The 10581-nt window shown below is 74.4% G+C and carries 14 protein-coding genes; all 14 read left to right on the top strand.

All coding sequences use genetic code 11. From position 1 onward, the window contains the following. The coding region (locus FHE66_RS00465; protein ID WP_139071036.1) for a flagellin at nucleotides 1–84 on the top strand (84 nt) is incomplete at its 5' end. A 111-nt stretch (nucleotides 85–195) separates the two neighbouring features. Then, nucleotides 196–1530 carry a flagellar filament capping protein FliD gene (gene fliD / locus FHE66_RS00460; RefSeq protein ID WP_139071031.1) on the top strand — a complete coding sequence of 445 codons (1335 nt, stop codon included), beginning with the start codon at nucleotides 196–198 and terminating at the stop codon, nucleotides 1528–1530. A 12-nt stretch (nucleotides 1531–1542) separates the two neighbouring features. Further along, nucleotides 1543–1947, top strand: coding sequence for a flagellar export chaperone FliS (gene fliS, locus FHE66_RS00455; RefSeq protein WP_139071030.1), 405 nt, complete (start codon nucleotides 1543–1545; stop codon nucleotides 1945–1947). Further along, nucleotides 1947–2270: a hypothetical protein gene (locus tag FHE66_RS00450; protein ID WP_139071029.1), complete on the top strand. Its 324-nt coding sequence runs from the start codon at nucleotides 1947–1949 to the stop codon at nucleotides 2268–2270. The genes fliS and FHE66_RS00450 overlap by 1 nt, the downstream gene beginning before the upstream one ends. Nucleotides 2271–2681: 411 nt before the next feature. After that, nucleotides 2682–3026: a flagellar basal body protein gene (locus tag FHE66_RS00445; protein ID WP_139071028.1), complete on the top strand. Its 345-nt coding sequence runs from the start codon at nucleotides 2682–2684 to the stop codon at nucleotides 3024–3026. Further along, nucleotides 3026–3427: a flagellar basal body rod protein FlgC gene (gene flgC, locus FHE66_RS00440; RefSeq protein ID WP_139071027.1), complete on the top strand. Its 402-nt coding sequence runs from the start codon at nucleotides 3026–3028 to the stop codon at nucleotides 3425–3427. Before FHE66_RS00445 ends, flgC begins: the two co-directional genes overlap by 1 nt. Further along, nucleotides 3427–3738, top strand: a complete 312-nt coding sequence (fliE, locus tag FHE66_RS00435; protein ID WP_139071026.1) for a flagellar hook-basal body complex protein FliE — start codon at nucleotides 3427–3429, stop codon at nucleotides 3736–3738. The genes flgC and fliE overlap by 1 nt, the downstream gene beginning before the upstream one ends. Continuing rightward, complete coding sequence (gene fliF, locus FHE66_RS00430; protein ID WP_139071025.1) at nucleotides 3738–5297, top strand: flagellar basal-body MS-ring/collar protein FliF; 1560 nt, start codon at nucleotides 3738–3740, stop codon at nucleotides 5295–5297. Before fliE ends, fliF begins: the two co-directional genes overlap by 1 nt. Beyond that, nucleotides 5294–6301 carry a flagellar motor switch protein FliG gene (gene fliG, locus FHE66_RS00425; protein WP_139071024.1) on the top strand — a complete coding sequence of 336 codons (1008 nt, stop codon included), beginning with the start codon at nucleotides 5294–5296 and terminating at the stop codon, nucleotides 6299–6301. Before fliF ends, fliG begins: the two co-directional genes overlap by 4 nt. Continuing rightward, nucleotides 6291–6911 carry a FliH/SctL family protein gene (locus FHE66_RS00420; protein ID WP_139071023.1) on the top strand — a complete coding sequence of 207 codons (621 nt, stop codon included), beginning with the start codon at nucleotides 6291–6293 and terminating at the stop codon, nucleotides 6909–6911. Before fliG ends, FHE66_RS00420 begins: the two co-directional genes overlap by 11 nt. Then, a complete protein-coding gene (locus FHE66_RS00415) occupies nucleotides 6908–8245 on the top strand; it encodes a FliI/YscN family ATPase (protein ID WP_139071022.1) in 1338 nt (445 codons plus the stop codon). Before FHE66_RS00420 ends, FHE66_RS00415 begins: the two co-directional genes overlap by 4 nt. Next, nucleotides 8242–8661 (top strand): flagellar FliJ family protein, encoded by a 420-nt coding sequence (locus FHE66_RS00410; protein WP_139071021.1) that lies wholly within the window; start codon nucleotides 8242–8244, stop codon nucleotides 8659–8661. Before FHE66_RS00415 ends, FHE66_RS00410 begins: the two co-directional genes overlap by 4 nt. Continuing rightward, on the top strand, nucleotides 8658–9320 hold the full coding sequence (locus FHE66_RS00405) for a C40 family peptidase (RefSeq protein WP_255303552.1): 663 nt from the start codon (nucleotides 8658–8660) through the stop codon (nucleotides 9318–9320). Before FHE66_RS00410 ends, FHE66_RS00405 begins: the two co-directional genes overlap by 4 nt. Further along, entirely contained in the window at nucleotides 9320–10570 is a 1251-nt protein-coding gene (locus FHE66_RS00400) for a flagellar hook-length control protein FliK (protein ID WP_139071020.1), read from the top strand. Before FHE66_RS00405 ends, FHE66_RS00400 begins: the two co-directional genes overlap by 1 nt. Nucleotides 10571–10581: the final 11 nt, after the last annotated feature.

Here is a 10581-nt window from a genome sequence, read left to right as displayed (position 1 = left end):
TCGAACATCCTCCAGCAGGCCGGCACCGCGATGCTGGCCCAGGCCAACCAGATGCCGCAGTCGATCCTCTCGCTGCTGCGCTGACCGCCACCAGGCACCCCCTGGTAGCACCCCTGGAATCCGACCGGTGGCCCGACCTCGAGCGGGCGGGCCACCGGCCGGGGACCACCCCGAACCGACCTGGAGGACATCGCGATGACCATCGGCATCGACGGCATGGCCAGCGGCCTGGACACCGGCGCGATCATCGACGGACTCGTCGCGATCCAGCGCAACCAGCAGGTCCTGCTCAAGCAGAAGTCCTCGGTGGCCTCGAGCATCGTGACCGCGCTGCAGGCCCTCAACAGCAGGGTCGCCTCCCTCGCCACCGCCGGTGAGAAGGTGGCCGCGCCCGCGTCGTGGGCGGTGACCAAGGCGTCCTCCTCCTCCGACGCCGTCACGGTCAGCGCGGCCCCGAACGCCAAGCCGGGCGTCGTCGAGCTCCGGGTCGACCGGCTCGCCAGCGGGCAGGTCTCCCTCGTCGATCCCGCGGCCCTCACCGGCCCGTTCACGATCACCGTCGGCGGCACCGACCACGAGGTCGCGCCGTCGAGCCCGCACATCGACGACGTCGTCGTGGCGATCAACGACGCCCGCGGCACGACCGGCGTGAGCGCGACGAAGCTCCGCACCGGCACCGACGGGGACGGCAACGCCGTCTACGGCCTCCAGCTCACCGGCGCCACGGGCTCCGGCGGCGCGTTCTCGCTCACCGCCGGCGGCCAGGACGTCGCGGCGACGACCCTCGCGCAGGCCGGCGACGCCGAGGTCACCCTGTGGCCCTCGGCCGGTGGCAGCCACCGCCTCACGAGCACGACCAACACCTTCGACGGACTCCTCGACGGCGTCGACCTCACCGTCTCGACCGTGAGCGCGGACCCGGTGCGCGTCACCGTCGCCACCGACCCGGCCGCGCAGGTCGCGCTCGCCGACGAGCTCGTCGGCAACGTGTCGATCGTCCTGTCGGAGATCGCCTCCCGCACCCGCACGACGACGTCCACCGACGCCGCCGGCAACACCGTCGTCAGCGGTGGCGTCTTCTCCGGGGACTCCGCCATCCGGTTCCTCACGAGCGACATCCAGTCCGCCGTCACCCGTCCCGTCGACGGGAGGTCGCCGTCGAGCGTCGGCATCAGCCTGGACCGCTACGGCGCGATCAGCCTGGACAAGGCCGCCTTCACCAAGGCGCTGACCGAGGACCCCGAGGGCGCCACGGCGATGATCCAGGCCATCGCCGGCAGGGTGGCCGAGGTGGCCGAGCGCGCGTCGAGCTCGGCCGAGGGCACCATCACCCGCAAGATCACCTCCCAGGAGTCGGTGGTCAAGGACCTCGGCAGCCAGGTGGCCAAGTGGGACCAGCGACTGGACGCCCGGCGCGCCCAGCTCGTCGCGCAGTTCAGTGCGATGGAGGTCCGGCTCTCGCAGCTGCAGTCCACGCAGAGCTGGTTGACCAACCAGATCGCCGGCCTCACCGCGAGCAGCCAGCAGTAGGAGGAGCACGAGATGAACCAGACCGCACTGCTCGCCAAGTTCCGTCGCGAGTCCCTCGCCACGGCGTCCCCGGCGCAGCTGCTCACGATGCTCTACGACCGGCTGCTGCTCGACCTCGACCGCGCCGTCGCGGCCCTCGAGGCGGGTGACAAGCCCGCCGCCAACGAGCAGCTCGGCCACGCGCAGGAGATCATCCACGAGCTGCGGTGCAGCCTGGACCCCACCGTGTGGGACGGCGGGCCGCGCCTGCTGGACCTCTACAACTTTCTCTACGGCGAGCTCGTCAGCGCCAACGTCACGCACGACGCGGACAGGGTCGCTGCCTGCCGCGCGCTCGTCCAGCCGCTGCGCGACGCCTGGCACCAGGCCGCCGCGATGCCGGGCACCGGCGTCACGACCAGCACGGCCGTCGGCTGATGGACGAGGACACCACGCCCGACACCTTCCGCCGGGAGTGGGAGGCCGCCCTCACGGAGCTCGAGCTCGACGTCGCCGAGATCGAGAGGATGCTCGCGGAGGACCACGTCCCCCTGGCTGCCTCCCGCTGGGAGCCGCCCGCCGGCCTCGGGCCGCTGCCCGAGCCGTTGCGTGCGCGCGCCGAGCTGCTCCTCGACCGGCAGGCCGACGTCGCCCGCCGGCTCAGCGAGGCGCTCGTCCTCAGCCGTCGCCAGGCGCGCCTGACCGAGACGCTCAAGGCCGGCGGCCCGCGCCGCCCGGTCTACCTCGACGCCGCCGGCTGAGCCTGCGCTGCGCTGAGCCTGCGCTGCGCTGCGCCGTCGGCGGCGCGGAACTCCGCTGTCGCGCGGAAGTCGGCTGTCGCGCGGAAGTCGGCTGTCGCGCGCAAGTCGGCTGTCGCGCGGAAGTCGGCTCTCGCGCGGAAGTCGGCTGTCGCGGGAGCGAGGGTGGGGCTGGGGCTTTTTGGCGCCGACAGCTGGGGGCCCGGGGCGATGGGCGCTGCCAGCTGTCGGCGGCCGGGGGTTTGCAGGACAAGTCAGCCACGACCGCGCGGAACCCGCAATGGGGAGAACTCCCCATCAACCCCTCACGGCACGCGCGGAGCTGCCGATCAGGACAGGTTGAGCATGGATCGCTCGCCAGTGAGGCCACGGATCGGCCGTTCTGCCCAGGTGAACTGAGGGGTAAAGCCCGCTGTGCTCGATTCCGTGACCTCCGTGGCGATGAAGAGCGCGCTCGACGCGCTCTCGCTGCGCCAGCGTGTCATCGCCGACAACATCGCCAACGTCAACACCCCGGGCTTCCTCGCCGGCCGCGTCCAGTTCGAGGACGCCCTCGCCAAGGCGGTGCGCACCGGCGGTGACGCGAGCATCGCGCCGCAGGTGCAGCGGTCCCTCGAGCCCACCCGCGAGAACGGCAACAACGTCAACCTCGACACCGAGACGCTGGCCAACATCGACGCCAACCTGCGCTACCAGGTGGCGGTCCGTTCCGTCGACGGTGGCTTCAGCGCCGTCCGCACCGCGATCAGGAGCTCCTGATGGGCACCTTCGACGCCATCGGCATCGCCTCGACCGGCCTCACCGTCCACCGCAAGTGGCTCGACGCCGTGAGCGACAACCTCGCCAACGCGAACAACGCGACCTCCACCGACGGCGCCGCCTTCCAGGCGCGCTACGTCGTGGCCACCTCCATGGACTACGGCGAGCCCGCCGGCGTGCAGGTCGCTGGCATCGAGCTCGGTGACGCCGAGGGGCGCCTCGTGCACGAGCCCACCCACCCGCTGGCCGACGAGGAGGGGTACGTGCGCTACCCCGACGTCGACATGGCCAGCCAGATGACCCAGCTGATCATGGCGCAGCGCGGCTACCAGGCCAGTGCGGCCGTCGTGGACCGCGCCCGTGAGAGCTACCAGTCCGCACTTCAGATCGGGAGGAACTGATGTCGGTCCCCGCCATCTCCACCGTCACGTCCGTCGCCCCGGCCGGCTACCTCGACGGCCTCGAGGCCGGCGGTGCGACGGGCGGTGACGGCGGCGCGTTCGGCGCCGTGCTCGCCTCCGCCGTCGACGGCGTCAGCGCCAAGCAGGCGACCTCCTCCGAGCTCGCCCTCAAGGCCGTCACCGGTGACCTCGAGGACATCCACGACTACACGATCGCCGCGACCGAGGCGGCCGTCGCGCTCGAGCTCACCGTCGCCCTGCGCAACAAGGCCGTCGACGCGTTCAACGAGATCATGCGGATGCAGGCCTGATGCCCGCCGTGGTCACCGGCGCCTTCACGCGCCTGAGGCAGCGGGTGGCGGAGTTCAGCCTCCCGCAGAAGACCCTCGCCCTCATCGGGATCGCGGCCCTCGTCCTCGGCATCGTCCTCGCGGTGTCCTGGGCGAACCGGCCGACCATGAGCCCGCTGTTCACCGGCCTGGCCGGCAGCGACGCCTCCGCCGTCGTCGACCAGCTCACCGCCGCGGGCGTCGCCTACGAGATCACCGACGGCGGCGGCACGATCCTCGTGCCCGCCGAGTCGGTCTACGAGCAGCGCATCGCGCTCGCCGCCGAGGGCCTGCCCACCGAGGAGGGCGGTTACAGCCTCCTGGACGACATGGGCATGACCAGCTCGGACTTCCAGCAGCAGGTGAGCTACCAGCGCGCCCTCGAGGGCGAGCTCGCCAAGACCGTCCGGGCGCTCGACGGCGTCGCCGCCGCCACCGTGCACCTCGCCCTGCCCGAGGAGAGCGTGTTCAACGAGACCTCCGCCGAGCCCACCGCCTCCGTCTTCATCCAGGCGGAGACCGGCAGGACGATCGAGTCGGGCTCCGTCCAGGCGGTCGTCAACCTCATCTCCTCGGCGGTCGCCGGGATGGACCCGCTCAACGTCTCCGTCGTCGACTCCCAGGGCGAGGTCCTCACCACCTCTCCCGGCGGTGGCGGCCCCGACGGCGCGAGCGAGTACGAGCAGCGCATCGGCGGACAGGTCGAGATGATGCTCGGCCGCGTGCTCGGTGCCGGCAACGCCGTCGTCTCGGTCACCGCCGAGCTCGGCCGTGACTCGACCCAGCGCACGAGCGAGGTCTTCACCCCCGCCGAGGGGACCCCGCCGCTGTCGGAGACCACCTCGACCGAGGAGTACGAGGGAGGCGGCCAGGCGGTCGGCGGCGTCCTCGGCCCGGACAACATCGCCGTGCCCAACGGCGGTGACGCCGGTTCCTACACGCGCCAGGACCAGACGTCGAACAACGCCGTCAACAAGGTCACCGAGCAGACGACCGTCGTCCCCGGCGGCGTCGTGCGGCAGTCGGTCTCCGTCGTCGTCGACTCCGCGGCTGCCGCAGGAGTGACGACCGAGGAGCTCGAGGACATCGTCGCGGTGGCCGCGGGCATCGACCTCGAGCGCGGCGACCAGGTCGCCGTCGCGCAGATGGCCTTCGACACGACCACCGCCGACGCCGCGCAGCAGGCGCTCGCGGCGCAGGCCGAGGCCGAGGCTGCCGCGGCCGCGGCAACCCAGCGCGACCAGCTGCTCCGCTGGGCCGTCGTCGCCCTCATCGTCCTCGTCGTGCTCCTTGCCATCCGTCGCCGGCTGCGCCGCGACCGCCGCGAGGAGATCGACCTCGGCGAGCTCCAGCTCGAGCACCTGCCCGAGCCCGTCGCCCTCGAGCCGGGCGACACGACCCTGCTCGACGGGGTGCCCGAGCTGCGAGCCATCGAGCCCGACGCGAAGGAGACGGCCCGCCTCGGCGTCGTCGCGATGGCCGACGAGGACCCGGCGGCCGTGGCCGACCGGCTCCGTCAGTGGATGGCGGTCAAGTCATGAAGCTCACCAGCTCCCAGAAGGCGGCCGTCGTGCTGCTCCAGCTCGGGCACGAGCGCGCCACCAAGGTCCTGGCACTGCTCGACGAGAACGAGGTGGAGGACATCTCCGCCGAGATCGCCCGCATGGAGACGATCCCGAACGACGTCGCCGACGCGGTCCTCGTCGAGTTCTACGAGGAGGCCAACGGAGGGGTGCCCGTCGCCGGCCACGGAGGGCTCGAGTACGCCCAGCGGCTGCTCGAGGACGCCCTGGGCACCGAGCGGGCGAGCCTCGTCATGGGTCGCCTCGCCACGCTCCTCGCGGGACAGCCCTTCGACTTCCTCCAGCAGGCCGAGCCCCGCCAGGTGCTCAGCCTCATCAACGGGGAGCACCCGCAGACGATGGCGGTCGTCCTCGCCCACCTGCGCCCCGACCGCGCCTCGGCGATCATGGCCGGCCTCCCGCCGGCCGACCGCGCCGACGTCGCGATGCGGATCGCGACCATGGAGCAGGCCAACCCGGACGCCGTCGGGATCGTCGCCGACGCGCTCCAGCGCCGCGCCGGCCACCTGCTCACCGCGGGGGAGAGCGGGGCCACCGTGGGCGGCATCCAGCCGCTCGTCGACATCCTCAACCGGGCCGACCCGAACACCGAGAAGCAGATCCTCGAGGAGCTCGGCGCCCGCGACGAGGCCCTGGCCGACCAGGTCCGCAGCCTCATGTTCACCTTCGAGGACGTCGTCCACCTCGACGACCGCGCCGTCCAGCTCGTCCTGCGCCAGACCGAGGGCCCCAGCCTGGCGCTCGCCCTCAAGGGAGCGTCCGCGGACGTCACCGACAAGATCACCCGCAACCTCTCCGAGCGTGCCCGCGAGAACCTCCTCGAGGAGATGGAGATCAGCGGGGCGGTGCGCATCTCGGAGGTCCACGACGCCCGCGGCGCCATCGTCAAGACGATCCGTGCGCTCGAGGAGTCGGGCCAGATCGTCGTGCGCCGCGAGGGGGAGGACGAGTATGTCTCCTGACACCGCACGCTCGGTCTTCACCCCGCTCCACGTCATCCGGCCCGAGGCTGCCTCGGTCGCCGCGGGGTACTCCAGCGGCTACACCGCCGGGTGGTCCGCAGGGACCCGCACCGCGGCCCGCGAGGCCGAGGAGCAGCGCCGGCAGGTGGCCGCGGAGGTCGCCGCGCAGGCGCAGCAGGCCGCGGCCGCTGCCCAGGAGGCGCTGGCCACCCTCGCCCGGGCGGCCACCGCCGCCCGCCAACGGGTCGTCCCGCCCCTGCGCGAGGCCCAGGACGGACTCACGAGGGCCACACTCGTGCTCGCCGAGGCCCTCCTCGGGGCCGAGCTCCGCGACGGTGACGCCTCCGCCCAGGCCGCCCTGCGGCGCGCGCTGTCCGTGTGCGACGACGGGATCGTGCGCATCCGCCTGCACCCGGCCGACCTCGCCGTCCTCGACGCGTCCCTCGCCACCCTGCCGGGTGACCTCCAGCCGCCGGCCGGCGTCGTGCTCGTCGCCGACGCCACGCTGGAGCCCGGGGACGCGGTGAGCGAGCTCGAGGAGGGGTACCTCGACGCGCGCATCGCGACCGCCGTCGAACGGGTCCGCGCCGCCCTCGGGGTGGACGCATGAGCGTCCACCTCGCCACCCCCCGCCCGACGGGCCGCTGGGACCAGGCACTTTCGGCCGCCCGGCCCCAACGGGTCGGGGTCGTGCGCTCGGTCGTCGGCCTCACCGTCGAGGTGACCGGTCTGCCGCTCGCCGTCGGCGACCTCGTCGAGATCGACTCCGGCGGCCGGACCGTGGGTGCCGAGGTCGTCGGGCTCGGGCGCGACTCCAGCCGCTGCATGCCGCTCGGCCCCGTCGACGGCCTGCGGATCGGCGCCCCCGCACGCTCCACCGGGCACCCGCTGCTCATCGGCGTCGGTCCCGGCCTGCTCGGCCGCGTCCTCGACGGGCTCGGCCGGCCGATGGACGGCAAGGGCCCCCTCGGGGTGAGCGAGGCCGTGCCCGTCACCGCCCAGGCGCCCTCCGCGCTGGACCGCGCACGCGTGGACCAGCCGCTCGCCCTGGGCGTGCGTGTGCTCGACACGCTCGTCACCGCGGGCCGGGGCCAGCGCCTCGGCCTGTTCGCCGGCTCCGGCGTCGGCAAGTCCTCGCTGCTGTCGATGATCGCGCGCGGCACCGACGCCACCGTCAACGTCATCGGGCTCGTGGGGGAGCGCGGCCGTGAGGTCCGCGAGTTCCTCGAGGACGACCTCGGTCCCGAGGGCCTGGCGCGCTCCGTCGTCGTCGTCGCGACGTCCGACGAGCCGCCCGTCGTGCGCCTGCGCGCCGCCTTCACCGCCACCCGCATCGCGGAGTACTTCCGCGACCAGGGGACCGACGTCGTCCTCATGATGGACTCCCTCACCCGCGCGGCGATGGCCCAGCGTGAGATCGGGCTGTCGGTCGGGGAGCCCCCGGCCACCCGCGGCTACCCGCCGTCGACGTTCTCCATGCTCGCCCAGCTCCTCGAGCGCGCGGGCACCGGGGCGACCGGCTCGGTCACCGGCATCTACACCGTCCTCGTCGACGGTGACGACCACAACGAGCCCATCGCCGACGCCGCGCGCTCCATCCTCGACGGGCACGTCGTGCTCGACCGAAAGCTCGCCGTCACGGGCCACTTCCCGAGCGTCGACCCGATCGCCTCGATCTCCCGCGTCGCCTCCCGGGTGACGAGCGCCGAGCAGCGGGCCGCGGCCACCACGCTGCGCTCGATCCTCGCCGCCCGCCGGCAGGCGCAGGACCTCATCGACGTCGGCGCCTACGTGGCCGGGTCCAACCCCCAGGTCGACGCCGCCGTCACGCACGCGGGCGCGATCGACGCCTTCCTCCGCCAGGACGTCGCCGACGTGGTCGGCGCCGAGCAGTCCTGGGCACACCTGAACGCGCTCGTCGCGGGAATGAGAGTGTCGTCATGAGGCCGTTCCGGCTGCAGAACGTGGCGCGCGTGCGCCAGATGGAGGAGGACCAGGCCGCGGCCGAGCTCCTCCGCCGGCGCGAGTTCCGCCGCTCCGCCGACCGCCGCTCCTCCCAGGCCTACTCCGCGCTGGAGGACCTCGCGCTGCCCGCCGAGGCCGACGTCATGCACTGGCAGGCGGCCGTCGCAGCCCGCGTCGCGGCCAGCGCCTCGGCGTTCGAGGCCGCCACCGCGGCCGAGCTCGCCCAGTCCGACGAGCTCGTCGCCCAGGGCCAGTGGTCCGCCGCGCGCCGGCGCAGCACGACCATCGACAAGCTCGCCGAGCGTCATTGGCGCGCCGAGCAGACCGCCGAGAACCACGCCGAGCAGCTCGTGCTCGACGAGGTCGCCAGCCAGCGCGCCCGGGGCCGACGATGAGCATCGCGGCCGTGCAGAGCCGGATGGCCGAGATCCAGTCGGCTCTCACCGCCGTCACCGAGCCGCCCGCGGCCGCGGCCGCGGCCACGCAGCGCGGTGCGGACTTCGGCGGTGCGCTCGCCACCGCGCTGGCCACCGCTCAACCGGGTCTCGGTGGGGCGACACCGGCCACGCCCGGCGTGGGAGACTCCCTCGCCTCCGTGCTCGGCCTCCAGACCGGGGCGGGAGCGCTCGCGAGCCCGCTCGCGGGTCTCACCGGCGCTCCGGGCGCGGGCACCGCCCAGTCCCCGGCGGCGGGCACCGGCGCCGCGCTCGTGGAGTCGGCGAGCAAGTACCTCGGCGTGCCGTACGTGTGGGGCGGGGAGACCCTCTCCGAGGGCGGCCTGGACTGCTCCGGGCTCGTCCAGCTCGCGATGAAGGACATCGGCGTCGACGTGCCGCGCGTGGCGCGCGACCAGATGCGGATCGGCACCGAGGTCCCCTCCCTCGCCCAGGCCCTGCCCGGTGACCTCGTCGTCACCCGCGGTGGCGGCCACATCGGCATCTACGCGGGCGACAACAAGTGGATCCACGCCCCCTACCCCGGTGAGCAGGTCAAGCTCGCCGAGCTGACGACGACGCCGACCACCATCCGCCGCGTCCTCCCGGCAGGTGCCTGATGACCCTCGTCATGCCCGCCGCCCCCGCGCCGGCCGGCCCGGCGCCCGGACGCCCCGCCGCGAGCAGCGGCGGCTCCGGGGACGCCTTCGCGGCGACCCTCGCCGCAGCCGCCGGCGAGACGCCGCAGGACTCGGCGGCCCCCGCCGGTGAGGAGCCGGCGCAGGACGACTCCGCCGGGACCGGGCAGGAGAGCGGTGCGACCGCGCCGTACCTGCCCTCCTTCGGCGGCGCCGCGCTGGTCCCGGCCCTCGCGACGCCCACCGCCCCGGAGGTGATCGCGCCTCCCGTGCCGGTCGACGAGGCCGTGCCTGATGTCGCGCCCCAGGCCGGGGCCGCCGCCACCGTCCCGGGCCAGGTGCCCGCGACCGCACCCACCGGCGTCCCGCAGGTCGGGGCGCTCCCGGAGGGCGACCCGCCCACGGCCACGCCCGCCCCGCAGGGGGAGCAGCCGGCCACGGGCCCGACCGTCCCGACCGCATCCACCACGGCCGGCGCATCCACCACGGCCGGCGCATCCGCCACGGCCGGCGTCACGAGCGCGACGCCGGTCGCGGCGCCGGCGCCCGGCCAGGTCCCCGCGGACCCGGCCGCGGACACCGGCGCGCCGACCGCGTCGGACGCCCGGCCCGCCGCCACGCAGCCCGCCGCCGCCCCGACCCTCACGCCCGTCGCAGGTGCGCCGACTGTCGCCGAGGCGCCCGAGGTGGGCGTGCCGGTGGTGGCCGAGCGACCCGGGCCGCCCACGGCTCCGGTCGAGACCGTCGTGCGCGCCGACGTCCCGTCCCTGCGCACCGAGGCCGCCGCGCGCACCGAGCCGGCCGCCGCGCCCGCACCCGCCTCCGCCCCGCCCGCACCGCAGCCGGTGAGCACCCAGCTCACCGGCGCCCTGGCCCGGCTGCGCACGGCGCCCGAGGGCACCCACGTCCTCCACGTCCGCGTCGACCCGGAGGACCTCGGTCCGGTCCGGGTCACCGCGCACATCGCCGCCGACGGCGTGCGCATCGAGCTCTTCGGCGTCACCGACGCCGCCCGCGACGCCCTGCGCGGTGCCCTGGCCGAGCTGCGCCGCGACCTCGCCGCGACCGGTCTGCACGCCGACCTCGACCTCGCGGCCGAGGACGGCGGGCACGAGCGCCCCGAGCACGCACCGGGCGACCGCCGCCCCACGGGCCGGCCGGCAGCCGCCGCGCCGACCACCCTCACCCCCGCGACGCCGGTGCACCCCGGCCGCCTGGACCTCCTCGCCTAAGGAGCACGACC

This window comes from Georgenia sp. 311 (assembly GCF_006151955.1).
Classification (GTDB): Bacteria; Actinomycetota; Actinomycetes; order Actinomycetales; family Actinomycetaceae; genus Oceanitalea; species Oceanitalea wutianyii.
Note: the sequence above shows the minus strand (reverse complement) of the source record. Positions and strands in the feature narration are given on the sequence as shown.

Bases quoted from the DNA above. Each gene is read 5' to 3' on its own strand.
- fliD (WP_139071031.1), top strand. From the start codon at position 196: ATGACCATCGGCATCGACGGCATGGCCAGCGGCCTGGACACCGGCGCG.
- fliS (WP_139071030.1), top strand. From the start codon at position 1,543: ATGAACCAGACCGCACTGCTCGCCAAGTTCCGTCGCGAGTCCCTCGCC.
- FHE66_RS00450 (WP_139071029.1), top strand. From the start codon at position 1,947: ATGGACGAGGACACCACGCCCGACACCTTCCGCCGGGAGTGGGAGGCC.
- flgC (WP_139071027.1), top strand. From the start codon at position 3,026: ATGGGCACCTTCGACGCCATCGGCATCGCCTCGACCGGCCTCACCGTC.
- fliE (WP_139071026.1), top strand. From the start codon at position 3,427: ATGTCGGTCCCCGCCATCTCCACCGTCACGTCCGTCGCCCCGGCCGGC.
- fliF (WP_139071025.1), top strand. From the start codon at position 3,738: ATGCCCGCCGTGGTCACCGGCGCCTTCACGCGCCTGAGGCAGCGGGTG.
- fliG (WP_139071024.1), top strand. From the start codon at position 5,294: ATGAAGCTCACCAGCTCCCAGAAGGCGGCCGTCGTGCTGCTCCAGCTC.
- FHE66_RS00420 (WP_139071023.1), top strand. From the start codon at position 6,291: ATGTCTCCTGACACCGCACGCTCGGTCTTCACCCCGCTCCACGTCATC.
- FHE66_RS00415 (WP_139071022.1), top strand. From the start codon at position 6,908: ATGAGCGTCCACCTCGCCACCCCCCGCCCGACGGGCCGCTGGGACCAG.
- FHE66_RS00410 (WP_139071021.1), top strand. From the start codon at position 8,242: ATGAGGCCGTTCCGGCTGCAGAACGTGGCGCGCGTGCGCCAGATGGAG.
- FHE66_RS00405 (WP_255303552.1), top strand. From the start codon at position 8,658: ATGAGCATCGCGGCCGTGCAGAGCCGGATGGCCGAGATCCAGTCGGCT.
- FHE66_RS00400 (WP_139071020.1), top strand. From the start codon at position 9,320: ATGACCCTCGTCATGCCCGCCGCCCCCGCGCCGGCCGGCCCGGCGCCC.